Annotated in this window: 22 protein-coding genes; 15 read left to right on the forward strand and 7 right to left on the reverse strand. The window is 73.1% G+C overall.

Annotated elements, in window-relative coordinates; translation table 11 throughout:
• Positions 1 to 38: 38 nt before the first annotated feature.
• Positions 39 to 587 carry a sigma-70 family RNA polymerase sigma factor gene (locus tag QFZ64_RS31165; RefSeq protein ID WP_307070817.1) on the reverse strand — a complete coding sequence of 183 codons (549 nt, stop codon included), beginning with the start codon at positions 585 to 587 and terminating at the stop codon, positions 39 to 41.
• A 258-nt stretch (positions 588 to 845) separates the two neighbouring features.
• Entirely contained in the window at positions 846 to 1,307 is a 462-nt protein-coding gene (locus tag QFZ64_RS31170) for a universal stress protein (RefSeq protein ID WP_307070818.1), read from the reverse strand.
• A 175-nt stretch (positions 1,308 to 1,482) separates the two neighbouring features.
• Here QFZ64_RS31170 and QFZ64_RS31175 point away from each other — a divergent pair, with 175 nt between their 5' ends.
• A complete protein-coding gene (locus QFZ64_RS31175) occupies positions 1,483 to 2,379 on the forward strand; it encodes a polysaccharide deacetylase family protein (protein ID WP_307070819.1) in 897 nt (298 codons plus the stop codon).
• A 45-nt stretch (positions 2,380 to 2,424) separates the two neighbouring features.
• Here the strand turns inward: QFZ64_RS31175 and QFZ64_RS31180 are convergent, their stop codons facing one another.
• Entirely contained in the window at positions 2,425 to 3,108 is a 684-nt protein-coding gene (locus tag QFZ64_RS31180; protein ID WP_307070820.1) for a class F sortase, read from the reverse strand.
• A gap of 331 nt (positions 3,109 to 3,439) precedes the next feature.
• Between QFZ64_RS31180 and QFZ64_RS31185 the strand changes: the two genes are divergently transcribed.
• Positions 3,440 to 4,279 (forward strand): hypothetical protein, encoded by an 840-nt coding sequence (locus tag QFZ64_RS31185; protein ID WP_307070821.1) that lies wholly within the window; start codon positions 3,440 to 3,442, stop codon positions 4,277 to 4,279.
• Between the two features lie 289 nt (positions 4,280 to 4,568).
• Here the strand turns inward: QFZ64_RS31185 and QFZ64_RS31190 are convergent, their stop codons facing one another.
• The 3 genes from QFZ64_RS31190 to QFZ64_RS31200 form a co-directional block, all read right to left on the reverse strand.
• Positions 4,569 to 5,144, reverse strand: a complete 576-nt coding sequence (locus QFZ64_RS31190) for a hypothetical protein (protein ID WP_307070822.1) — start codon at positions 5,142 to 5,144, stop codon at positions 4,569 to 4,571.
• A 209-nt stretch (positions 5,145 to 5,353) separates the two neighbouring features.
• Complete coding sequence (locus QFZ64_RS31195) at positions 5,354 to 6,112, reverse strand: hypothetical protein (protein WP_307070823.1); 759 nt, start codon at positions 6,110 to 6,112, stop codon at positions 5,354 to 5,356.
• 86 nt (positions 6,113 to 6,198) lie between these two features.
• Positions 6,199 to 6,327, reverse strand: coding sequence for a hypothetical protein (locus tag QFZ64_RS31200; RefSeq protein WP_307070824.1), 129 nt, complete (start codon positions 6,325 to 6,327; stop codon positions 6,199 to 6,201).
• Positions 6,328 to 7,260: 933 nt separating this feature from the next.
• Here QFZ64_RS31200 and QFZ64_RS31205 point away from each other — a divergent pair.
• The 8 genes from QFZ64_RS31205 to QFZ64_RS31240 all read left to right on the forward strand — a co-directional run bounded on the left by QFZ64_RS31205 (position 7,261) and on the right by QFZ64_RS31240 (position 17,747).
• Entirely contained in the window at positions 7,261 to 8,196 is a 936-nt protein-coding gene (locus QFZ64_RS31205) for an SCO0930 family lipoprotein (RefSeq protein WP_307070825.1), read from the forward strand.
• Between the two features lie 433 nt (positions 8,197 to 8,629).
• Positions 8,630 to 9,442: an SAM-dependent methyltransferase gene (locus QFZ64_RS31210; RefSeq protein WP_307070826.1), complete on the forward strand. Its 813-nt coding sequence runs from the start codon at positions 8,630 to 8,632 to the stop codon at positions 9,440 to 9,442.
• Positions 9,443 to 9,480: 38 nt separating this feature from the next.
• A complete protein-coding gene (locus QFZ64_RS31215; protein WP_307070827.1) occupies positions 9,481 to 11,631 on the forward strand; it encodes a bifunctional diguanylate cyclase/phosphodiesterase in 2,151 nt (716 codons plus the stop codon).
• 9 nt (positions 11,632 to 11,640) lie between these two features.
• On the forward strand, positions 11,641 to 12,873 hold the full coding sequence (locus QFZ64_RS31220) for a sensor histidine kinase (RefSeq protein ID WP_307070828.1): 1,233 nt from the start codon (positions 11,641 to 11,643) through the stop codon (positions 12,871 to 12,873).
• Positions 12,870 to 13,562, forward strand: coding sequence for a response regulator transcription factor (locus QFZ64_RS31225; RefSeq protein ID WP_307070829.1), 693 nt, complete (start codon positions 12,870 to 12,872; stop codon positions 13,560 to 13,562). Before QFZ64_RS31220 ends, QFZ64_RS31225 begins: the two co-directional genes overlap by 4 nt.
• A gap of 263 nt (positions 13,563 to 13,825) precedes the next feature.
• On the forward strand, positions 13,826 to 14,287 hold the full coding sequence (locus tag QFZ64_RS31230; protein ID WP_307070830.1) for a hypothetical protein: 462 nt from the start codon (positions 13,826 to 13,828) through the stop codon (positions 14,285 to 14,287).
• Between the two features lie 29 nt (positions 14,288 to 14,316).
• Positions 14,317 to 15,084 (forward strand): ABC transporter ATP-binding protein, encoded by a 768-nt coding sequence (locus tag QFZ64_RS31235; RefSeq protein WP_307070831.1) that lies wholly within the window; start codon positions 14,317 to 14,319, stop codon positions 15,082 to 15,084.
• Positions 15,081 to 17,747, forward strand: coding sequence for an FtsX-like permease family protein (locus tag QFZ64_RS31240; protein WP_307070832.1), 2,667 nt, complete (start codon positions 15,081 to 15,083; stop codon positions 17,745 to 17,747). The genes QFZ64_RS31235 and QFZ64_RS31240 overlap by 4 nt, the downstream gene beginning before the upstream one ends.
• A gap of 129 nt (positions 17,748 to 17,876) precedes the next feature.
• Here the strand turns inward: QFZ64_RS31240 and QFZ64_RS31245 are convergent, their stop codons facing one another.
• Complete coding sequence (locus QFZ64_RS31245; RefSeq protein WP_307070833.1) at positions 17,877 to 18,761, reverse strand: LysR family transcriptional regulator; 885 nt, start codon at positions 18,759 to 18,761, stop codon at positions 17,877 to 17,879.
• Between the two features lie 130 nt (positions 18,762 to 18,891).
• Here QFZ64_RS31245 and QFZ64_RS31250 point away from each other — a divergent pair, with 130 nt between their 5' ends.
• From QFZ64_RS31250 to QFZ64_RS31270, 5 genes are all read left to right on the forward strand, one after another.
• Positions 18,892 to 19,563 (forward strand): succinate dehydrogenase, encoded by a 672-nt coding sequence (locus QFZ64_RS31250; RefSeq protein ID WP_307071927.1) that lies wholly within the window; start codon positions 18,892 to 18,894, stop codon positions 19,561 to 19,563.
• 5 nt (positions 19,564 to 19,568) lie between these two features.
• Complete coding sequence (locus QFZ64_RS31255) at positions 19,569 to 21,569, forward strand: fumarate reductase/succinate dehydrogenase flavoprotein subunit (protein ID WP_307071928.1); 2,001 nt, start codon at positions 19,569 to 19,571, stop codon at positions 21,567 to 21,569.
• On the forward strand, positions 21,566 to 22,315 hold the full coding sequence (locus tag QFZ64_RS31260) for a succinate dehydrogenase/fumarate reductase iron-sulfur subunit (protein WP_307070834.1): 750 nt from the start codon (positions 21,566 to 21,568) through the stop codon (positions 22,313 to 22,315). The genes QFZ64_RS31255 and QFZ64_RS31260 overlap by 4 nt, the downstream gene beginning before the upstream one ends.
• A 298-nt stretch (positions 22,316 to 22,613) precedes the next feature.
• Entirely contained in the window at positions 22,614 to 23,432 is an 819-nt protein-coding gene (locus QFZ64_RS31265; protein ID WP_307070835.1) for a GNAT family N-acetyltransferase, read from the forward strand.
• On the forward strand, positions 23,432 to 24,211 hold the full coding sequence (locus QFZ64_RS31270) for a lysophospholipid acyltransferase family protein (RefSeq protein ID WP_307070836.1): 780 nt from the start codon (positions 23,432 to 23,434) through the stop codon (positions 24,209 to 24,211). Before QFZ64_RS31265 ends, QFZ64_RS31270 begins: the two co-directional genes overlap by 1 nt.
• Positions 24,212 to 24,330: the final 119 nt, after the last annotated feature.

A 24,330-nucleotide genomic window follows, 5' to 3' on the forward strand; every position in this document is an offset into this window, starting at 1 on the left:
GCAAGGCGCTTTGCGAAGGCTTGACCCGTTCTTCGGTTTCAGCGCAGGTCGGCCGCGTATCCCGGTAGCACTCTGCGCAGGGCTCGCAGCGCGTAGTACGCGCGGGACTTCACGGTACCGGGAGGAATGCCGAGGGCTTCGGCGGCCTCCGCCACACTCGCCCCACGGAAGTACACCTGCACCAGGACGTCCCGGTGTTCGGGTGTGAGTGTCTTCACAGCCTCGCGCACGTCGAGCATGGCGGCGGACCGCTCGGCGTGGTCCGCGCACACCGGCGCGTGCTCCAGTACGGCGTCCCCGACCTCGGCGGGGCGCGCCTGGCGGGCCCGGCGCGCGTCGATGGCCAGCCGGCGCGCGACGGTCAGCAGCCAGGGGCGCACGGAGGTGAAGTCGTGGGCGCGGAGCGCCTCTGGGTGCTGCCAGGCGCGGACGAGCGTCTCCTGCACCAGGTCCTCGGCCCGCTGCCGGTCGCCGTCGCACAGACGTAGCAGCAGCGAGAAGAGGGGACGTCCGTGCTCGCGCTGCAGGGCGGCCAGCTCGTGCTCGGCGGTCGTGGTGGGGTGGGTGCGGGTGGTTACGGCCGTCATGGCCGTATGCCAGCGCGTGGAATGTCCGACGGACAGGGCGGGAACGGGGCGGTGCGGTAGGCGGTCGAAGTCGTCGGCGAACGGTTCGACGAACGGTCGGGAACCGGCCGTGTCGGGACCCGGAGCGGGGCTCCGGGCGGGTGACCGGGCAGTCGGCCGGGCGTGACATCGGCGTGCGGCCGGGCGCCCGGCGGGTGCGGTGGGTCTTGGCGCCCGCGTGTTCCGGCGTCCTGTGGGTGCCGTGTCCGGTGCGGGGCGTCACGGCACCACCGTCACCGGCCACCTTCCCGCCTTGACCAGCCGGATCGCCACCGAGCCGACGAACCGGTGGCCGGCCTGTTCCGACGCGCCCACCACCACGGCGTCCGCCTTGAGTTCGTCGGCGGCCTTGACGAGGCCGCCGTACGGGTCGCCCCGGAACGTGTGGAACTGCCAGCGGACCTCGAACGTGTCCTTGACCCGTTCCGTCGCCTCCCGGATCTGGGCGACGATGCCCTCGGCGATCTCGTCCGTCGTCTCGGCGACCGGTGCCCCCATCGCCGCGCCCGCCGCCATCACCGGCTGCACGTATACCACCGCCAGGAGGGCGTGCTGGCGACGCGCCAAGCCCCCGGCGTACGCCGCGGCGCGCAGCGAGGACTCGGAGCCGTCCACGCCGACCACGATGACCTTGGGGCCGTCGGTACCGCGTTCGAACTGTGCGGGATGCTGATCAGTCACGGCTGGAGGTTATCGGAACCCGCAGGTCCCGCACCCGCGCGGGATTCGACGGGCCACTGCGGGCGGCGGACGCCGCCCGGTCCGTCCTCGCGCCGCTCGCCCGGGCGAGTGCTTTCCCGGCGCCGCGGCGGTGTTGCTCAGCGGTGTCGCCCCGCCGTTGCGCGACTGATGAGTCATGAAAAAGGATCAGCTGCTCACCCGGCGCCGGGTCCTGCTGGCCGGCGCCGCCGCGCTGGGCGCGGCCGGAACGGCGGGCACGGTCGCGCTGCTCGGCACGGACGCCGAGGACGCCGGCGACGTGAACGCCGGCGACGACGCCCGTCATACCGGTGCCTTCGCCGGTGCGCACGGCTCGCGCGCGCCCCTCGGCGGCGCCCCCGCGAGCCGTCCGCTCGACCCGTCCGCCTACCGGCTGCGGCCATTCGCCGGCGACGGGACGGCGCCCGTCGGCCCACCCCGCACCCCCGTACGGCACGCACCGCTGCTGAGCATGCCGGGGCACGGCCGCGGCATGGTGCTGACCTTCGACGACGGCCCGCACCCCCGCTACACCCCGCAGATCCTGGACACACTGCGCGAGTACGACGTGCGCGCGACGTTCTTCGTGTGCGGCGAGATGGCCGTCGAGTACACGTACCTGCTGGCCCGAATGGCCGACGAGGGGCACCTCGTCGGCAACCACACCTGGTCCCATCCGCTGCTCACCCGGATGAGCCGCGCCGGTATCCGCTCGGAGATGACCCGCACCAGCAAGGTGATCCGGAACGCGTACGGAGAGCGCCCGCTGTGGTTCCGCGCGCCCTACGGCGCCTGGAACCGCACCACGTTCCGGCTCGGCTCCGACCTGGGCATGGAACCGCTGGCCTGGACCGTGGACACCCGGGACTGGACGACACCGGGGACGGACGTCATCGTCGACCGGGTCGAGGAGGGCGCCGCCGCGGGAGTGGTCGTCCTCTCCCACGACGCCGGCGGCAACCGCTCGCAGAGCGTCCGCGCCCTGCGCCGCTACCTGCCCTGGCTGCTCGACTCCGGCTACCACCTGATGCTGCCCCGGCGCGAGTTCGTCTGAAGGCTGTCGCCCACCCGCCCTCCCGCCCCACCCGGCCGGGAGACCTCAGCGGACCTGGGTCAGGCGGGCGAAGACGACGACGTTGCCCGAGTAGCCGTTCTGCTTGGTGAAGCCCCCGCCGCAGGTGATGACGCGCAACTCCGGGGCGCCCGTGGAGCCGTACACCCGGTCGCCGGGGAAGTTCTTCTTGTCGAAGACCTCGATGCCGTAGATCTCGAACACGGCGGTCCTGCCGTCCTTGCGCAGGACCTCCACGTGGTTGCCCTTCTTCAGGGCGCCGAGCCCGTAGAAGACGGCCGGGCCCTGGTTGTTGTCCACGTGGCCGACGACCACCGCCGTGCCGTTCTGGCCGGGCCCCACCGCTCCGGTGAACCAGCCGGCGAGGTTGGGGTCGTCGGGCGGCGGCGCGGCCACCCAGCCGTCCGAGTCCAGGCCCACCGGCGTCACCGGGGCGTCGACCCGGATCATCGGGATGCGCACCCGGTCGGCCTCGGAGTACGGCAGCGGCGCGGGCGCGGAGCCGGTGGGGGAGGCGCTGGGGTGCGGGCTCGCGCCGCTCCGCGCGGCGGCGGCCGTCTCGGGCTGCGGCGGACCGCTGTCGAACTCGCCCGAACCGTTGCGGATGAGGGCGAGGCCGGTCAGCAGGACAAGCGCTATCACGCCCCACGGGGCGCGCTTCCTCGGCTTCTCCTCCGCTTCGGGCTCTGCGGGAACCACGGACGCAGACATTCGCCATCCCCTCTCGGCACGGCCGTCGCCGTGTCACTCGCGCATGGCAGCACGCTAAGCGCGGCACGGGCGGCGGGCGACGGGGGAGCGGACGAACGGGTGGCGTCCCGCACCGGCCGTGCGCCATCCGAGTTGCCGCGCGCTGAGGCGTACCGACAGTGCGTGACCTGCGGCGACCTCCCCGGCCCGGAGATCGCCCGGCGTGTCGTCCCACCGGAACGGACCAGCGTCGACATGCGGCTTCGCACCCCGCGTTCGAGGGTCTGTCTGGGAGGCGCTTGCTCGCCGATCGACCGGGGACGGGTCCCGGGGCGCCTTCCGCGGAGGTGACATGCGTACGACTCGTGCCCTGGCGGCCGGTGCCGCCGCGGCCCTGGCCGTGGGGCTGGCCGCGCCCACGGCGGCGGCCTGGAGCGATCCGGGCAATGATCCGGGTGGTGGTGTCAACGGCACCAGCGTCAGCAGCTACAGCGAGACCACGAACGGCGGGAACGGCCGCGACGACCAGAACGATCCGAGCGGCCGGGGCAACCAGAACGGTGGCCAGGGCAACCAGAACGACCTGGGTGGCCAGGGCAACCAGAACGGCCCGGGTGGCCGGGGCGATCAGAACGCCGCGAGCGGGCAGGGCGACCCGAACGGCCAGGGCGGAGACGGCCGTCGAGACGGTCAGGACACCCAGGGCGCCGGTCGCGGCGGCGACGGCGGCCAGGGCGGGCGCGGCGGTGACGGGCAGGGCGGCCGGAACGACGACGCCCTGCGCAACATCGTCGTCCGGCCGGACGTCGTCTCCCCGGGCGGCCGGCTGACCGTCATGGTCGACGGCAGCCGCTGCCGGCAGGGCGGCACCGTCTCCGCACCGGTCTTCCCGACCACCCGCTTGCGACCGGCGCGCAACGGCCCGACGGCGACCGCCACGGTCAGCGTCGACGTCAACGCGAGGCCGGGACTCTACGACGTCACGGTCCGCTGCGGCGACGGACGCGATCCGCAGGTCCTCACCCGGCCCCGCGCGTTCACCGTCATCGGCGGGGTCCGCGGCGGTCTCGGCGGTGCCAGCACCGTCGGCGCCACACCGGCCGACATGGCCATCGGCGGCACACTGGTGGCCGGGGCGCTGGTCGGCGGCGGGGTGTTCTGGATGCGCCGTCGCTCGGAGCCCAGGAGCTGAGCAGCGGTACGGGCCGCTCACGCCGGTCCTCCCACCCACCCGGGCGGGGGGACCGGCGCCGTCGCGCCGAGGGAACCGGCGCCCCCGTACGGAAGGGGCCGGGAGCGTGCGCCGGAGGAACCGGCGCCCTCGCGCGGACGGGACCGGCAACGCGCACCGAAGAGGCCGGCAACGCGCGCGGACGGGACCGGCAACGCGCGCCGGGCAGCGCCTCGCCAGGGAAGGACAGCACCTCGCCCCGGAACCCGTGGGCGGGGTTCCGGGGCGGGGCACGGTGCGGGGTGGTGGGTCAGGCGGCCGTGCCGGCCGCGGCGCGGCGGCGGGCGCGGTACCAGGCGACCCCCACGGAACCCGTGACGAGCGCGGTGCCGAGGCCGATCTCCTTGAGGTCGAAGCCGCCGATGCTGCCGCCGATGCCGGCGCGCACCCCGTGTTCCAGGGCGCCGGGAGGCATGCCGTGCGGATCCGTATGGCCGCCGCCGCCCTGTGCCCGTTCGCTGATGGTCAGTTCGGCCTGCTCCGTCTCGTGGCCGCAGCGGACGGTCACCGTGTAGGTGGCGCCCGGACGGGCGTCCCAGTCGACGGTGGTCGAGGCCGAGCTCTGCCCCTTCGGGACCGTCACCGTGTCGAAGACGCCGGAGGAGACCCGGGCGGTCTCCTCGCAGCCCCGCACGGTCAGGGTGACATGCCCGCCGGGTGAGACCTCCTCGGGCATGACACTGAGGCTGAGGCGGGTCGACTCGCCGTTTCCGTGGCCCCCTTCGCCCTCGCCCTCGCCACCGCCGTAGGCGACGGCGGCCGGAGCGGTGAGGGTCAGGGCCGACAGGCCCAGAAGTGCGGCCGAAGCAACGCGTATCGCGCGCATGTTGAATCTCCACGTCCCCGAGGAGCCTTGCTGCGGACCTTTTTCCGCTCGCGCCAGAAATGCACCTCGTCGCCCGAAACGCTAGGAAAGGGTGTCCGGCGGCGCGATCCCAGTGCGACGAACGGGTCACACGCTTGCGCCGTTCGGGCGGGGAGGGCCTCTTGCCGGTGACGCGGGGCGACCCCCGGCACGCCGCGCCCCGGCCGGGGTCACAGGTGCGGGAACAGCGCCAGGAACGGATCGGTGGACGCCGCGAGGCCCCGGCTGTAGGGCGCGTCGAAGTCCCAGATGAGGAACAGCAGGAAGGCGATCAGCGCCGAGAACAGCCCGGCCAGGATCAGTTCGCGCGTGGTGCGCCGGATCTGCAGCGCGAAGACCATGCCGATGGTGACCACCGCGCCCGTGATCAGGCCGAACCACACCACCCCGGGCATCGTCGCCCCCGTCGAGTCCGCGCGGGCGGCGCGGGCGGCGTCGGCGGCGGCGACCTGGTCGACCAGCGGCTGGTAGGCCTGCGCCTCGTAGTCGGACCGCGGCCGGTAGTCCGTGACGTCCTCGCGCACGCGTTCGAGGAGTTGGCCTCCCCGGCCGGTCACCTTTCCGTCGTCCGCCATGGTCCGCCACTCGGTGCGCACGACGTACCGCACATAGGCGTCGACGTCCGTGCGCACCTGCTCGCGCACGGACGGCGGATAGTTCCGCACCCGCTCCTTGATCTCGTGCAGCGCCTGGGCCTCCGCCTGCACATGGTCCTGGGCGGCGCTGCGGGCCTCCCAGACGCCCGCGATGGCCAGGCCGAGCACGATGGCGTAGACCACCCCGATCATCATCGTCATGTACTCGATCACGTCCGGGGTCTCCGAGGGATCGTCGTCCTCCGAGGCCGTGCGGTGCCGCAGGAAGGTCACGATGACCACCACGACGCAGGCGGCCAGCATCGCGAGGACGAGAACAAGCCATTCCGACAACGGTTGCCTCCAGTGAGCGGCTGATCGGTGAGGGGGGTGAGGGGTGTGAGGGGTGAGGGGTGTGACGAGGGGCGGACGGCCCGTCGTCAGCGTGGGCGCAGCGCGGCCACGGCGAGGACGGCGGGGGCGGTGATGAGCAGCATGAACACCACCGGCGAGGTGCCCGAGTCCACCCGGTGTCGCTGGGCGGGCGGGTGGTACGCCGGGTAGCTCACGGGAGCTTTCAGGGGCGGCGAGGGTGGCGGAGTCGGCCGGGCCGGCCGGGGTTTCGGCCTCGGCCCGGCCGCATGCGTCGGCGGGGGTGCCGGGGCCGCCGCCTCGGGGGGCGGGATCCGCACCGGTGCGGGACGCGCGGGCGCCGGCGGCGGGGTGGGTGTCGGTTCCACAGGCGTCGGGGGCGGCTCGGGCGGCGTGGGCTTCGGAGGCGTCGGTTTCGGCGGCGGGGTGGGTGCGGGAGGTGGTGTCGGCGCGGGAGGCGGTGTCGGCGTCGGGCAGGGCGGCGGAGGCGGAGGACACGGCGGGGGCGGGAGAGGAGGCGGGGGCCGGTGGCCGCCCCCGCCCACGACGGCCACCGCGCCGTTCCCGCCGGCGGAGGCACTCACGCGCCCCCCGCCGACCGAGGCCATGGCACCCCCGTCACCGGCCGAGGCGACCACGCCCGGGTCCGCGCCGGTCGCGCCGGTCGCGCCGAAGTCCACCGCCGCCCCCGCGTCGCCCGCGGCGGCGACCACGCCCGGGCCGCCCGGCCCGGACGAGACGTACGCGCAGGCGTCCGCGGATGCCGTGCCCGTGGGGGCGCCCGCGAGCGCCCACACCAGCGTCATCACGCCCAACAGCCGTACCGCGACAGCGGGTCGGGTCCGTTCTGATCCATGCACGAGCGAGATCATGGGCCGCCCGGGAGCCGTACACGCGGGGAACCGGGTCGAATACCCCGAAGGACGGACATGTGTGCGCAACGGGTTTGAGCGCCGGTCATCGCCCCGCGCCGCCGTGGGCACGGGTGCGCGAACGGGCCGGGAGCACATCGGGAAAGAAAATCGCGGCTGCGTTGAACACGGGTGGTGTGTCCGCGCGTACATAGGGCCATAAGCGGCGCACGAGCCCGCTGTGACACCCAAGTGGCAAGCGGATAGCGGGAGTTGACAATGAACAGAGCCTGGCGGAGCGCCTCCCTCATGGCGACGGCGGCCGCGGTGCTGGCGCTGACGACGGCGTGCGGCCAGGACAAGGGCGGCCGGACGACCGACAGTCAGAACGTCGGTGCCGCTGCCGGCGGCTACGCCACCACATCACCGTCCGGGGCCGCCAGTCCCAACGGTTCCGGCTCTCAGATCGGGGACAGCGCGGTCACCTCCAAGCCGGCGGGCAAGCTGTCCCTCAGCGAGAGCGCCAACCTCGGCAACGTGATCACCGACGGCGCCGGAATGACGCTCTACCGCTTCGACGACGACACCGCCAAGCCGCCGAAGTCCACCTGTGCCGGCGAATGCGCCAAGGTCTGGCCGCCGGTGCCGGCGGAGGACGCCTCGGCCGCCACCGGCATCGACAAGTCCGCGCTCGGCGAGGTCACGCGGGCCGACGGCACCAAGCAACTGACCGTCGCCGGCTGGCCGATGTACCGCTACGCCAAGGACACCAAGGCCGGGGACGTCAAGGGCGAGGGCGTCGGCGGCAAGTGGTTCGCCACCGCCGCCGACGGCAAGAAGGCCACGCTGCCCGGGCTCTCCGTGCGCAAGGACGCCAAGCTGGGCGACATCGTCGTCGACAAGAACGGCATGACGGTCTACCGCTTCCTGAAGGACCAGGCCTGGCCCGTGTCCAAGTCGGCCTGCACCGGCGCCTGCCTGGAGAAGTGGCCGGCCGTCGCACCGGTCAAGGAGGCGGACACCAAGGGGATCGTGAAGAAGGGCCTGATGTCCTTCACCCGCCCCGACGGCGCCAAGCAGATGACGGTCAACTGCTGGCCCATCTACACCTTCACCGGCGACAAGGCCGCCGGCGACACGAACGGCCAGGGCGTGGGAGGCACGTGGTACGCCGTCGCCCCCGACGGCAAACCGGTGGGCGCGCCGAAGAAGTAATTCCCCACCCCTCGCCCCCCTTTCCGGCCCACGCGCCCCCCTCCGCCGAGCGGTCGGGGGCGCGCCCGTCGCCGGGTGCGGAGGCGATCCGCCCCCGTGCCCACCCCGAGGCGAACCGCCTCCGTGCCCACCCCGAGGCGAACCGCCTCCGTGTCCAACACCGGAGGATCCGCCCCCCTCGCCACACCCCGCGTCCTCGCGCACGCCCACCGCGGCGTACACCCGCGCACGCCCCGCGTACGCCCCGCGCGCTTTGTCGGCACGCGAGAAGCGTGCCGTCGGCACGTGCCCTTCGCACGGGCCCGGAGCGGATGACCAATTTCCGTTTCCTCTCGCCCTGTTGGCGGACGATCAGTAGCCTCGGCTCGAACACCGGATCGGCTCAGCCGGCACAAGTCGTCGCAAGTCGCCGCCAATCGTCTTGGAGTGCTAGATGGAGCGTCCCGCCTGGGCCCCACGGAACATCGACATCTCGGTGCCCTCCGTCTCTCGTATCTACGACTACTACCTGGGCGGTTCGCACAACTTCGAGGTCGACCGGGCGGCGGCCCGCAGGGCGATGGGGTTCATGCCGGGCCTGCCGAAGATCATGCAGGCCAACCGCGCCTTCCTGCGCCGGGCCGTGCGGTACGCCGTCGGCGAGGGCATCACCCAGTTCCTCGACATCGGCTCCGGCATCCCCACCCACGGCAACGTCCACGAGGTCGCCCAGGAGGCGCACCCCGGCGCCCGCGTGGTCTACGTCGACCACGACCCGGTGGCGGTCGCGCACAGCCAGGCCGTACTGGGCAGGAATCCGGACGCGGACGTCGTCGCGGCGGACCTGCTCAAGCCCCGGGAGATCCTCGCCAGCCCCGAAGTGGAGCGGCTGATCGACCTGAACCGTCCGGTAGCCCTCCTTCTCGTTGCCATACTTCACTTCGTGGAAGAAGCGAACGACCCGTACCGGGCGGTGGCCGAACTGCGCGACGCAGCCGCGCCGGGCAGCCTGCTCGTGCTCACGCACGCCTCGTACGAGGGCATTCCGCTGCCACCCGAGCGGGCCGAGGGCGCCGTCGACGTGTACAAGGACATCCGCAATCCGCTGATCATGCGCCCGCGCGAGGCGATCGCGCGGTTCTTCGAGGGGTACGACATGGTGGAACCCGGACTGGTGCCGATGGCGGACTGGCGGCCCGACACCGCGCGCGAGGACGAGGACCCCTACGCGTTCGCGGGGTTCGCCGGCGTGGGACGCACGGCGTGAGCGCGGAACCGGACGGGGCGGAAGCGGGCGCATCGGAAATGGACGGACCCGAAGTGGACGGGCCGGAGGACAGACTGCGCCGGTTCGCGACGATCTGGAGCCGGGCCGTCTTCCCGGTGACCACGACGCCGCTCACCCGCCCCGAGTTCGAGGCACTGCTGCTGCCGCTGGCCCGCCGCCTGAGCGAGGCGTTGCGGGCACGGGCGTTCGACGCCGCGGAGGCCAGGGCGGTGGGCGCCGCCCTCATCGACACGCACTGCACCGACCCCGAGGCCCTCTGCGCCACGCTCGACTGCGTCGACGCCTACCTGGTGCTCTACTGCGGCGACGCCGATGCCGGCCCCGGGAGGCAGGAGGCGCTGCGCACCCGCTCCGCCCGGCTGCAGCACGCGATGGCCGCCGGCTTCGCACAGGCGCTGCGGGAGCGCACGCTCGCCGAGCAGGAGGCGATCTCCGCCGCCGCGCTCAAGGCCCAGGGCGTCGTCGCCCAGGCGCTGCACGCGAGCGAGGCCCGCTTCCGCGCCGTCTTCGAGGGCGCCGCGATAGGCATCTCCATCGCCGACCTCGACGGCAACGTCCTGGAGGTCAACGGCGCCCTGCTGCGCATGTTCGGCGGCTCCGAGGGACTGCTGCGGGACCGCAACGTCGCCGAGTGGTCCCACCCCGAGGACGCCCCGCAGGTGTGGCGGCTCTACCAGGAACTGGTGCGCGGCGAACGCGAGCACTACCACGTGGAGAAACCGTTCTACCGGCCCGACGGCACCGTACTGTGGACCAACCTGACGGTGTCCCTGCTGCGCGACGCCGACGGCGTGCCCCAGTACCAGCTCGCGCTGATGGAGGACACCACCGAGCGCCGGCTGCTCAACCTGCGGCTGCGCTACGAGGCCACGCACGACGCGCTCACCGGACTGCCCAACCGCACGCTGTTCTTCGAGCGGCTGGAGAAGGCGCTGTCCGCCGGGGAGGGCCAGCGGTTCGGCCTCTGCTATCTGGACCTGGACGGCTTCAAGACCATCAACGACAGCCTCGGGCACGCCGCCGGCGACCGGCTCCTCGTCGAGGTCGCCGACCGGCTGCAGGGCTGCGCCACCGCGCCCGGCGAGATGGTCGCCCGGCTCGGCGGCGACGAGTTCGTGGCGCTGACCACCGGCCCGGACACCCAGTGCGGGGTCGACGACCTCGCCGACCGCATCATGAACGCGCTGTCCGGCCCCGTCCGCATCGACGGCCGCGAACTGCTGGTACGCGGCAGCATCGGCGTCGTCGAGGGCCCGGCGGGCGAACGCGGGCCCGCCGAGGTGCTGCGCAGCGCCGACATCACGATGTACCGGGCCAAGTCCGCCGGCGGTAACCGCTACGAGCTCGCCGACCCCGAGGCCGACGCCCGCGCCATCACCCGGCACGGACTCACCACGGCGCTGCCCGCCGCGCTGGACCGGGGCGAGTTCTTCATCGAGTACCAGCCGCTGGTGCGGCTCGACGACGGACGGGTGCACGGGGCGGAGGCGCTGGTGCGCTGGCTGCACCCGCAGCACGGCGTGCTCGGCCCCGACCACTTCATCCCGCTCGCCGAGCACACCGGACTGATCGTGCCGCTGGGCCGCTGGGTCCTGGAGGAGTCGGTGCGCCAGGCCCGCGACTGGCAGCGGCAGCACGGCGAGAACGCCCCGCTGCGCGTCAACGTCAACCTGTCCCCCTGCCAGCTCACCCACCCCGGACTCGTCTCCGACACCGTCGACATCCTGGAGCGGACCGGCGTCGAACCGGAGGCGCTGTGCCTGGAGGTGACCGAGTCCGCGCTGATCGGCGCCGACGACGACCTGCTCAAGCCGCTGCGCCGGCTCGCGGAGATGGGCGTGGACATCGCGCTCGACGACTTCGGCACGGGCTACTCCAACCTCGCCAACCTGCGCCGCCTGCCGGTGTCCATACTCAAGCTGGACCGTTCCTTCACCCAGGGCATGCAGCAGTACCCGGCGGACCCCATCGACCTGAAGATCGTCGAGGGCATCGTCACCCTGGCACACAGCCTGGACCTCACCGTGACGGTGGAGGGCGTGGAGACCGGGGCGCAGGCCGAGCAGTTGCGGGTGCTGGGCTGCGACACGGCGCAGGGCTGGTACTACGCCCGCCCGGGCCCGCCGGAGCGGCTGCACGAACTGGCGCTCGTGGATGCGACGGGCTAGGGGCGAGCGGTGAGTGAGGAAGGGACGCCCCCGGCGCCGTCCGCCTGGATACATCTGACCGGGCGGCACCGGCAGGTCCTCGGCCGGGTCTGCGACGTCGGGCTCGCGCTGGTGGTCCTGCTGGCGGCGAGACAGTACGACGTGGAGTCCGACCTGCCGCTCGGCCTGCTCATGGGGCTCTGCCTGTTCGCCCGCAGGCAGTACCCCGTCACCGTCCTGGGGGCTGTCCTGGCGTTGGCCGTCGTCCAGTTCGCCCTTCACGACCCGTCCGGCCCGTCGGCGTCGGCGCCCGCCGCGTACGACGTCGCCGTGCTGTTCGCCATGATGTCGGTCGTCCACCACTCCCGGGACCCCCGGATGCCGTATGCCGCGGGCGCCGCGGTGCTGCTGGCGACGGGGGCCGGGACGGTGGGGATACCCGCCGCCGGTCTGGAGCGGTTCGCGGATCCCGAGACACTGCTGTACTTCTGGGGGCTGACGCTGACGGTCTGGCTGACCGCCTTCTCCCTGCGGACCCGGCGTCTGTACGCCGAGAGCCAGGCGGCCCGCGCCTGGCACGCCGAGCGGGAGCAGGAGCACCGCATGCGGCTGGCCGCGGCCGAGGAACGGGCCGGGATCGCGAGGGAACTGCACGACGTGGTGGCCCACAGCCTGGCGGTGATGATCCTTCAGGCCGACGGCGCCGGGGCCGTGCTGCGCAAGTCGCCCGACATGGCGGAGACCGCGCTGAAGACGATCGCCGCCACCGGCCGCGACGCCATCGACGACATGCACCGGATCGTCCGCGTGCTGCGCGAGGGTGACCAGGGCCAGGCCGTCGACGAGGTGGAGCGGCGCCTGGTCACCCTCGACGAGATCGGGACCGTCGCGGAGCGCGCACGGGTCGCCGGACTGACCGTGGACGTGTCGGTCGAGGTCGGCGAGGGGCGGCTGGCGCCCGCGGAGGAGATGACGGCCTTCCGGATCGTCCAGGAATGTCTGACGAACGTGCTCCGGCACGCCGGCGCCGGGGCCAAGGTCGGCATCGAACTCCGCGAGGAGCAGGGCACACTGCTGATCGACGTCGTCGACGACGGAGCCGGCACGCTCGCCGGCGGCGGGGTCGACCCGCACTCCGGCGGCAACGGTCTGGTGGGCATGCGGGAGCGGGTGGAGCTGGCCGGCGGCACCTTCGAGGCCGGCCCGCGATTGGGCAGTGGATGGCACGTACGTGCCCGGATACCGACAAGGACGAAGCGTTGACGCAGGCAGCAGGGGAGGCGGGGCCGCACGGCCCGATCCGGGTGGCCGTGGTGGACGACCAGCCGCTGATCCGCGCCGGGTTCGCCATGGTGCTGGCCGCCGCGGACGACATCGAGGTCGTCGGCGAGGCGGAGAACGGTGCGGACGCCCTCGACCTGCTGGACAGGGTGCGGGCGGACGTCGTCATCATGGACATCCGGATGCCGGTCATGGACGGCATCCGGGCCACCGAGGAACTGATGCGCCGTGAGAACCCGCCCGGAGTCCTGGTGCTGACCACGTTCGACAACGACGAGGACGCCTTCGCGGCGCTGCGGGCCGGGGCCGGCGGCTTCCTGTTGAAGAACGCGCCCGCCGCGGAGGTCGTGGGCGCCATCCGGGTCGTGGCCGCGGGGGAGTCCGTGGTGGCGCCGCGCATCACCCGGCTCCTTCTCAACCAGGTCGCCGACCGGCTGGCACCCGCGAACGGACAGTCCGAACGGCTGGACGTCCTCACCGCGCGCGAACGGGAGGTGCTCTCCCAGGTCGCCCGGGGACTGTCCAACGCGGAGGTCGCGGCGGAACTGTACGTGGCCGAGGCCACGGTGAAGACGCACCTGGGCAATCTGATGGCGAAGCTGCATCTGCGCGACCGGGCCCAGGCCGTCGCGTTCGCCTACGAGTCCGGGCTGGTCCGTCCGCCCGCGTGAGCACGGACCCTCCGGCCGGCCCCGCCCCGTGACGCCGGCCCGGAACCCCGTCTGACGGTGTCGGGCCCGGGGTCTCCCCCTGGGGGAGCAGGAATTCCACCGCGCTCTGCCCCCCGGGGTGCAGAACCCGCCCCGCCCCACGGGTCAGAAGTACCGCTCCCGATCTCGAATTCTCGACCGATGTCCGGGAGGGCTCCGGAAACCAGACTTCTCACTGTCGCCGAACGCGGCGGACAGCACCCGAGAAGCCACTGGAGAGCCCGATGCACACCGCGCCCACCCTCATCGACACGCCCACCACCCCCGCCCGCAAGCGCAAGGGCCTCGTCATCGGCACGGTGGCGGGCGTCCTCGTCCTGGCCGTGGCCGGCGGGGCCGGCTACGCGTACCACGAGCACAACAAGCCCAGCCAGGCGTCCGCCGCCGACTGCCGTATGGCGCAGGACCTCGTCGACCAGTCCCAGAAGATCTCCACCGGCCCCGTGCCGGACGCGGAGAAGTGGGCGAAGGAGAGCGGCGACAAGCGCCGCACGGAGATGAAGGACGGCTACCTCGGGTACAACGTCGGCACCTACCAGGGCTGGGCGGTCGAGACCGCCAAGCAGAACGCCGGCCGGTCCGCCGAGGTGCCCACCAAGCAGGACGTCAAGGCCCTCCAGAGCAAGGTCCGCGGCCACTGCTCGGACTCCGGAGTCACCGTCACCCTGCCGCAGTTCGGCTCCTGACCACCACCGGAACGCGAGAAACCGCCACCATGAGCCTGCACACCACCGCGCCCGACCACGCGCCGGACGACGTCATCACCGCCACCGCCCTGGTCAAGACCTACCGTCAGGGGACCCTCCAGGTACGGGCGCTCGACGGAGTCTCCGTCGGCATTCGGCGCGCCCGGTTCACCGCCGTCGTCGGCCCCTCCGGATCGGGGAAGTCGACGCTGATGCACTGCGTCGCCGGGCTCGACGGCGTCACCTCCGGGAGCATCGTCCTGGACGGCACGGAACTCACCGGACTGTCCGACCGGGCGCTGACCCGGGTGCGCCGGGAACGGATCGGCTTCGTCTTCCAGTCGTTCAACCTGCTGCCGCAGCTCACCGCGTACGAGAACATCGTGCTCCCCGTCACGATGGCGGGCGGGCGGCCGGACCGCGCACTCGTCGATCACCTCTGCGGGGTCCTCGGCATCACCCACCGCCTCGCGCACCGACCCTCGGAACTGTCCGGCGGACAGCAGCAGCGGGTGGCCGTCGCGCGGGCACTGGTGGCGCGGCCGGCCGTGGTCTTCGCCGACGAGCCGACCGGCAACCTCGACTCCCAGGCCGGCACGGAGGTCCTCGCCATCCTGCGCCAGTCCGTCGACGACCTCGGACAGACGGTGGTGATGGTCACCCACGACCCGCGCGCCGCGCAGTACGCGGACCGCGTGCTGACCCTCGCTGACGGCCGCATCGTCAACGACGAGCGCCCCGCCGACCCCGACCGGAACACCGTTCTCCTCCGCGACGTCACGGCGAGGCACCGATGAGTACACCGAACAGCCAGAACAGCCAGAACAGCCAGGGCGACCGAAACAGCCAGAACAGCCAGGGCGACCGAAACAGCCCCGGTGGCCCGAACAGCCCGGGCAAGCCGGTGGGTTCGAACCGGCCGTGGCGCGCGAGCGTCCTCGGCTCGCAGGTGGCGGAGCTCCTGAGACGGCCCGGCCGGTCCATGGCGACCGCGACCTCCCTGCTCATCGCGGCGTTCGTCGTCTTCGGGGCCGTCATGGCCCAGCAGATCCTCAGCGCCACCGTGATCGCACGGTTCCACGGAACTCCCGACGCCGTGTCGCTCGTGGTCACCTCCGAAGGCGACCAGAACCTCGGTGACGCGCGCCTCGCCGCGATCAGGAAGGTTCCCGGGGTCGCCGAGGCGGTGGGCCGCATCGACGACGGCTCCCCGCTGGGCGGCAGCGCCGTCGAGCGCTACCTCCACCTGTCGGCGGACCCCGGCAGCGGCGACCTCGCGGGCGTACGGCTCACCAAGGGCGCCTATCCCTCCGGCCCCGACCGGCTCGCCGTCAACACGCAGGCCGCCCGCGAGTACGGTCTCGCACCCGGATCCACCCTCACCCTGCTGCGGCCCGACGGCGACGACAGCGACCGCACCCGGCAGGTGAAGGTCCGCGTCACCGGCATCGTGCGCAGCAGGGCGACCAACGACACGGACCCGACCGGATACGCCCCCGGCCCGCAACTGGCCCGCCTGCTCGGCACGACGACTTACACCCGCGTCGACGTCCGCACCGACACCGGCTCCGCCCCGGCGGATCTCACCGAGCGGATCCGTACGGCGGTGCCCGGCGCCGAGGTGCGCTCCGGGGACGACATCCGGGACGAAGAGGCCCACGAGGCGGTGACGGATGCGAGCGACCTCCTGGACATGGTCACCGTCTTCCTCGTCGTCGCCGTCGGCGCGGCAGTCCTCGTCGCCGCCTCCACCTTCCGCATCGTCTTCGCCCGCCGCGTGCGCCAGCTCGCCCTGCTGCGCGCCATCGGAGCGACCCCGCGCCGGCTGGCCGCCGCCCTCGTCGTCGAGGGCGCGGTGATCGGCCTGCTGGCCGGCACGCTCGGCGCGCTGGCCGCCTGGGGCTGCGGACGGCTCGCCCCCGCGCTCGCCGGCATCTTCGGACGCGACCTCTCCGCGCCCGCCCACTTCCCCCTCGCCGAGGCCGTCCTCACCGTCCTCGGCACCGGTCTCCTCGCGGTGTTCGCGGTCGTGTCACCGTCCCTGTCCGCCTCGCGGGTCTCCCCGCTGCAGGCACTGCGCAGCTCGGCCACCGGTGACGGCGGAACCGGCGGCCTCGGCCGGGCCGCCCTCGGTCTGCTCTGCGTGGCGGGCGCCGCGCTGCTCGCCCTGCAGAGCTACAGCGGTCTGCCCCAGCCGGGCGACGGCGAGTACGACCGGTTGAACGGGCTGACCCTCGTGGTCGCCTCGGGGGCGCTGGCCTTCCTCGCCCTCGTCGTCCTCGGCCCCCGCCTCGTACGCCCCCTGCTGGCGGCCGTCGCCGTGCCGCTGCGCCGGGTCGGCGCGGCCGGCCGTCTGGCGGTCGCCGGGGTCGGCGGCGCACCCGGCCGGGCGGCCTCCGTCTCGGTCGTCGTGGCCCTCGGAGCCTGCCTGATCGGATCGACGCTGACCTGCCTGGCCTCCCTCCAGGCCTACGACCGGTACCAGCAGGCGGTGGCGGCACCCGCCGACTTCTCCCTGACGTCCCGGGACGAGAAGCCGCTGGACGCGAAGCTCGTCGCCGACCTCAAGAAGCACCCCGAGCTGGCGGATGTGACCGCCTTCCGCACCACCGAGGTCGTCGAGGGCGCCCGCACCGCGACCCTGGCCGACCTCGACCTCGCCACCGTGCGGTCCGGGGTGAGCCTGACCGCCCGCACCGGCTCCCTCGACCACCTCGCCCCCGGCCACGTCGTCGTCGACGCCGACCACGCCCACTCGCTCGGGGTGGCCGTGGGCGACCGCGTGACACTGATGTACAAGAAGCGGCCCGTGCACCTCACCGTGGCGGCGACACTGCCGGGAGAGGGCCCCTACGGCGGTAACTTCTTCGTCCCGGCCGGCGACCTGACCCGGATGGGAGTGGCCGTCGCCCCCACCATGGTCACCGCCGACGCCGCGCAGGACGGCCCTGACGGACGGGCCGAGGCACGGCGGGCCGTCACCGCCACGTTGACCGGCCCGGAACGCGGCGACGGCCGTGTCGTCGCCGAGAGCGCGGACGGCAAGGACAGCCAGTCCGAGGACCTGCGGACGATGGCCACGACGGTCGTCCTCGTCCTGTGCCTCACCGTCCTCGTGGCGGTCGCCGGAGTCGCCACCACTGCGAGCCTCACCGTCGCCGAACGCACGCGGGAGTTCGGCCTCCTGCGGGCGCTCGGGCTCGGCGCGGGGTCCGTGCACCGCATGGTCACGGCGGAGTGCGCCCTCTACGGCGTCCTCGGCGGCGTCCTCGGCCTGGCCCTCGGCATCCCGTACTCCTGGCTCGGGGTCCGCACCGTCGAGACCAGCGCCCCGTTCACCCTCCCCACGGGCAGCCTGGCAGTGGTCTTCACCGCCCTGGTCCTCGTCACGGCGACGGCCGGCATGGTCCCGGCCCTACGGGCAGCCCGCACGTCCCCGACGGTGGCGGCGGCGGAATAAGGGGCGCGGGGCTGTGTCACTGTGCGGCTCCGCCGCGTGGGCGCGTCTTGTGGGGGTCCGGGGGCGAAGCCCCCGGGGACGGGAAGGGCAGGGGCGGCGGGGGCGAGGGAACCGCCGCCCTCGCCGCCCTCACCTCTCCAACAACATCCTCTGCAACTCCCGCGCGGCCCGCGGCGGAGCCACATCACTCCGGTGCGCCAGCGCGATCGTCCGGTACAACCCCGGCGCGGCCAACGCCGTCACCCGCAACCCCCGCCCCGACCGCGCCGCCACCATCCGCGGCACGACGGCCACTCCCAACCCCGCCCGCACGAACCCCAGCACCGCGTCCATCTCGCCCCCCTCCACCGCGAAGTCCGGCTCGAACCCCTCCGCCCGGCACGCCGCCACCGTCAGCTCCCGCAGGTCGTACCCGTGCCGGAACATCACCAGGCGCTCACCCTCCAGCTCCGCGACCCGCACCGCACGCCGGCCCCCGCCCGGCCGGGGCGCGTCCGGGGAGGAGACGACCACCAGGTCCTCCCGCAGCAGCTCCACCGTCGTCAGCGCCGGGGACGGCGACGGCAGCGGCAGCACCACCAGCGCCAGGTCCAGCGCCCCGCGCGCCAGCTCCCGTACGAGGTCGTGCGAGCCGCCCTCCTCGATCAGCAGTCTGATCCCCGGATAGCGGTCGTGGAAGCCGCGCAGCACGTCCGGCAGGAGCCCCGTGCACACACTGGGCGTCGCGCCGAGCCGGACCCGCCCGGACCGGAGCTGGACCAGCTCCTGCACCTCGATCCGCGCGGTCTCCGCGTCGGCGAGGATCCGCCGGGCCAGCGGCAGCAGCGCCTCGCCCGCGTCGGTGAGCGTGATGTTGCCGCGCGCCCGCAGGAACAGATCCGCCCCCAGCTCCCGCTCCAGCGCCTTGATCTGCTGCGACAGCGAGGGCTGGGCCACATGCACGAGATCGGCGGCCCGGGTGAAGTGCCGGGTCTCGGCGACCGTCACGAAGTAGTGGAGCTGCTGGAACTGCATCCCGCCAGCATACGACTCCGATAGTCATTGGCTATCGAATCGAGCCGGTCCATGTCTTGGACCGATGGGGTCCTTCGGCCCTAGCGTCATGCGCATGGCTCTGGCAACGCGGACGGACCGACGACCGTCCATGACACGCGCGGTGTGGGACAGCTCCGTCGGCAAGAAGACGGTCATGGCCGTCAGCGGGCTGATCATGCTGCTGTACCTGGTCGTCCACATGATCGGCAATCTGAAGATCTACTTCGGGGCGGCCGAGTTCAACCACTACGCCCACTGGCTGCGCACCGTCGGCGAGCCGTTCATGCACTACGAGTGGACGCTGTGGATCGTCCGCGTCGTCCTTGTCGTCGCCGTCGTCGCGCACGCCGTCTCCGCGTACCAGCTCAGCCGCCGCGACCTCAGGGCCCGGCCCAGCAAGTACGTGCACAAGAAGGCCCGTTCGAGCTACGCCACCCGCACCATGCGGTGGGGCGGGATCATCCTCGGCCTGTTCATCGTCTGGCACCTCCTGGACCTGACCACCGGCACCGTGCACTCCGGCGGCTTCCAGGAGGGGCACCCGTACCAGAACGTGGTGGACACCTTCTCCACCTGGTACGGCGACGTCATCTACATCGTCGCGATGCTCGCGCTCGGCCTGCACATCCGGCACGGCTTCTGGAGCGCCGCACAGACCCTGGGCGCCGGCAGCCGCACCCGCGACCGCGCCCTCAAGACCGTCGCCGACGTCCTCGCGCTGCTGCTCACGGCCGGCTTCATCGCCGTCCCCGTGGGCGTCATGACCGGAGTGGTGAACTGACCGTGATCTCGTCGAACACCCCGACCCCCTCGACCTCCGCCACCGGCCGTGCCGGCCGCACCGGCTACCTCGACTACACCACCGGCGAGCCCGTCGCCGACACCAAGGCGCCGGCCGGACCGGTCAACGAGCGCTGGGACACCCGCCGTTTCGAGGCGAAGCTGGTCAACCCCGCCAACCGGCGCGGCAAGACCGTCATCGTCGTCGGCACCGGACTGGCCGGCGGCAGCGCCGGTGCCACGCTCGCCGAACAGGGCTACCACGTCGTCCAGTTCTGCTACCAGGACTCCCCGCGCCGCGCCCACTCCATCGCCGCGCAGGGCGGCATCAACGCCGCGAAGAACTACCGCAACGACGGCGACTCCGTCCACCGTCTGTTCTACGACACCGTCAAGGGCGGCGACTTCCGCTCCCGCGAGTCCAATGTGCACCGCCTCGCGCAGATCTCCGTAGAGATCATCGACCAGTGCGTCGCCCAGGGCGTGCCGTTCGCCCGCGAGTACGGCGGACTGCTCGACACCCGCTCCTTCGGCGGCGTCCAGGTCTCCCGCACGTTCTACGCCCGCGGCCAGACGGGACAGCAGCTCCTCCTCGGCGCCTACCAGGCGCTGTCCCGGCAGATCGCCGCCGGGAACATCGAGATGCACCCGCGCACCGAGATGCTCGACCTCGTCGTCGTCGACGGGAAGGCGCGCGGGATCGTCGCCCGCGACCTGGTCACCGGTGCGATCTCCACCTACTTCGCGGACGCCGTCGTCCTCGCCTCCGGCGGCTACGGCAACGTCTTCTACCTGTCGACCAACGCGATGAACTCCAACGCGACCGCGATCTGGCGGGCGCACCGGCGGGGTGCCTACTTCGCCAACCCCTGCTTCACCCAGATCCACCCCACCTGCATCCCGCGCACCGGCGACCACCAGTCCAAGCTGACCCTGATGAGCGAGTCGCTGCGCAACGACGGCCGCATCTGGGTACCGAGGGCGAAGGGTGACACCCGCCCGCCGGGCGAGATCCCCGAGGACGAGCGCGACTACTACCTGGAGCGGATCTACCCCTCCTTCGGCAACCTCGTCCCCCGTGACATCGCCTCCCGCGCCGCGAAGAACGTGTGCGACGAGGGCAGGGGGGTGGGCCCCGGCGGCCAGGGCGTGTACCTGGACTTCGCCGACGCGATCGAGCGGATGGGCCGGGGGGCCGTCGAGGCCAAGTACGGCAACCTCTTCGACATGTACCAGCGGATCACCGACGAGGACCCGTACCGGGTGCCGATGCGGATCTACCCCGCCGTGCACTACACGATGGGCGGACTGTGGGTCGACTACGACCTCCAGACCACGATCCCGGGCCTGTTCGCGGTCGGCGAGGCCAACTTCTCCGACCACGGCGCCAACCGGCTGGGCGCCTCCGCGCTGATGCAGGGCCTGGCCGACGGCTACTTCGTGCTGCCGGCCACCATCAACGACTACCTCGCCCGCAACCCGCACGCGGAGCCGGTCACCGCCGACCACCCGGTGGTGCAGGAGGTGCTCGCGGAGACCGAGGACCGGCTCAACCTGCTCCTCGCCGTCGACGGCGACCGCACCCCCGACTCCTTCCACCGCGAACTCGGCGAACTCATGTGGGAGTTCTGCGGCATGGCCCGCACCGACGAGGGCCTGCGCAAGGCGCTCGACCGGATCCCCGCGATCCGCGAGGAGTTCTGGCGGCGCATCAAGGTCCCCGGCACCGGCGAGGAGTTCAACCAGTCGCTGGAGAAGGCCAACCGCGTCGTCGACTACCTGGAACTCGCCGAGCTGATGTGCCTCGACGCACTGCACCGCGCCGAGTCCTGCGGCGGCCACTTCCGCGAGGAGTCCCAGACCCCCGACGGCGAGGCCGAGCGCCGCGACGAGGAGTTCTCCTACGCCGCCGCCTGGGAGTTCACCGGCACCGGCGAAGCCCCCGCCCTGCACAAGGAAGACCTGGTCTTCGAGTACGTCCACCCCACCCAGCGGAGCTACGCATGAGGCTCACCCTGCGCGTCTGGCGGCAGAAGAACGCCGACGCCGACGGCGCCATGTCCACGTACGAGGTGGACGGCATCTCCTCCGACATGTCCTTCCTGGAGATGCTCGACACCCTCAACGAGGAACTCATCCTCAAGGGCGAGGACCCCGTCGCCTTCGACCACGACTGCCGCGAGGGCATCTGCGGAGCCTGCTCGCTCGTCATCAACGGCGACGCGCACGGCCCCGAGCGCACCACCACCTGCCAGCTCCACATGCGGGCCTTCCAGGACGGGGACACCATCGACATCGAGCCGTGGCGCGCCGCCGCGTTCCCGGTCGTGAAGGACCTCGTCGTCGACCGCTCCGCGTTCGACCGGATCATCCAGGCCGGCGGCTATGTCACCGCGCCCACCGGCTCCGCCCCGGAGGCCCACGCCACGCCGGTGCCCAAGGCCGACGCGGACTTCGCCTTCGAGCACGCCGAGTGCATCGGCTGCGGCGCGTGCGTGGCCGCCTGCCCGAACGGCGCGGCCATGCTGTTCACCTCCGCGAAGATCAACCACCTGAACGTGCTGCCGCAGGGCGCCCCCGAGCGGGAGACCCGGGTGCTCGACATGGTGGCGCAGATGGACGACGAGGGCTTCGGCGGCTGCACCCTGGCCGGCGAGTGCGCGACCGCGTGCCCGAAGGGCATCCCGCTGATGTCGATCACCAGCATGAACAAGGAGTGGCTGCGGGCGACCCGCAAGGCCGGGAAGCGGTAGGGCGGGGCCGCACCGGCAAAGACGTTCGCCGAGCGGGCGGACGGGCGGGGCCGGGAGTGGTGCTCATCCCCGGCCCCGCTTCGTACCCCGGGGCCCCGCCCGGCCCTGCGCCCGGGAGCCACCTCGTAACAGGGCCGCTCCGCCGTCCGGGGCGCGTGTCGTTCAACAACCCCACATCCACGCTCTCGGCTCAGGTCACGTGGACGCCAATCGGCGTCGGGACAACAGGGGTGGCGGGTCGCGGCCCACGCGGCTCCGCCACGTCCCCGCCGACCCGGCACGTGACCAGGAGAGAGCCATGACCGGCGTCACCGCGCTTCCCCGCTCCCCGCTCCCCGCGACCCCCCTCCGCTACGTCGTCACCCTCGCCCGGGACGAGGCCGACGTCCGTGCCGCCCAGCGGCTGCGGTACGACGTCTTCGCCGGCGAGACGGGCGCCCTGCTCGACTCCCCGCAGCCCGGGCTCGACATCGACCCCTTCGACGCGTACTGCGACCACCTCCTCGTCCGCGACACGACCACCGGCGAGGCAGTCGGCACCTACCGGCTGCTCCCGCCGGAGCGCGCGGCGGTCGCCGGACGCCTGTACGGCGAGGGCGAGTTCGACCTGGCCCCGCTCGCCGCGATCCGCCCCGGGCTGGTCGAGGTGGGCCGCTCCTGCGTCCACCCGGACCACCGCGGCGGCGCGGTCATCGGCCTCATCTGGGCGGGCATCGCCCGCTACATGACGGACCGCGGCCACGAATGGCTGGCCGGCTGCTGCTCCATCCCGCTGGCCGACGGCGGCACCCTGGCGTCGGCGACGTGGGACCGCGTGCGCACGAAGAACCTGTCCCCGGAGGAGTACCGGGTACGGCCGCTGCTGCCGTGGGTCCCCAGGCCGGCGTCGCCGGGGGAGGACACGGCCCCGGCGGTCGGGACGGGCGGGGGGCGGCGGGAACTGCCCGCGCTGCTGCGCGGCTATCTGCGGCTCGGGGCCTGGGTGTGCGGAGAGCCCGCGCACGACCCCGACTTCGGGGTCGCCGACCTGTACGTGCTGCTGTCCATGCGCCGGGTCGACCCGCGCTATCTGCGGCACTTCCTCTCCCTCCTCCCCGCCTCCGCATCGGCCGCCTGATGAGCGCCTGGCTGCCCGCCGCCCCCTGCACCCCCGGGGCGTGCGTACGGCCGACGGCACCGGCCACGACCGTCGCCCTGCCCCGGGCCGTGCTGCGGCTCGCGGCGGTGGTGGCCGTGGTCACGGCCGGTGTCGCGCTGCTGCCGCTCGGCCGGTGGGTGCCGGCCGCGGCCGTACGGGGCTGGTGCCGGGCCGTCGTACGGGCGGCCGGGGTACGGGTCCGCGTCACCGGCGGACCCGTGCCCGACGGGGGAGTGCTGGTCGTCGCCAACCACATCTCCTGGCTCGACGTACCGCTGCTCGCCGCGCTCCGTCCCGCGCGCATGCTCGCCAAGGCGGAGGTACGACGGTGGCCCGTGGCGGGCGTGCTCGCCGCGCGCGGGGGCACGCTGTTCCTCGAACGCGACCGGTTGCGGGCGTTGCCCGCGACGGTGGCACGGGTCGCGGCGGCGCTGCGGGAGGGGGCGGCGGTGGTCGCCTTCCCGGAGGGCAGCACGTGGTGCGGGCGGGAGCGGGGGGAGTTCCGGCGGGCGGTGTTCCAGGCGGCGCTGGACGCGGGGGTGCCGGTGCAGCCGGTGCGGATCCGGTACGGGCTGGTGGGAGGTGCGGCGACGGCGGTCGCGGCGTTCGTCGGCGACGACACACTCGTCGCCTCGCTGTGGCGGGTGGTGGGCGTGCGGGGACTGGTCGCGGAGGTGGGGGTGCGGGGGGTGGTGGACGCGGGGGAGTGCGGTGACCGGCGGTCGCTGACGGAGACGGCGCAGCGGGCGCTGGGCTGAGCCGGTTCTCTTCGCCCCCGCCGCCCCTGCCCTCCTCCCCCTCACGACAAGGGGCTCCGCCCCTTCCCCCCCCACGCGCGCGGGTGGGCCGGGCTTCCCGCGCAGTTCCCCGCGCCCCT

Source organism: Streptomyces sp. B3I8 (assembly GCF_030816915.1).
Classification (GTDB): Bacteria; Actinomycetota; Actinomycetes; order Streptomycetales; family Streptomycetaceae; genus Streptomyces.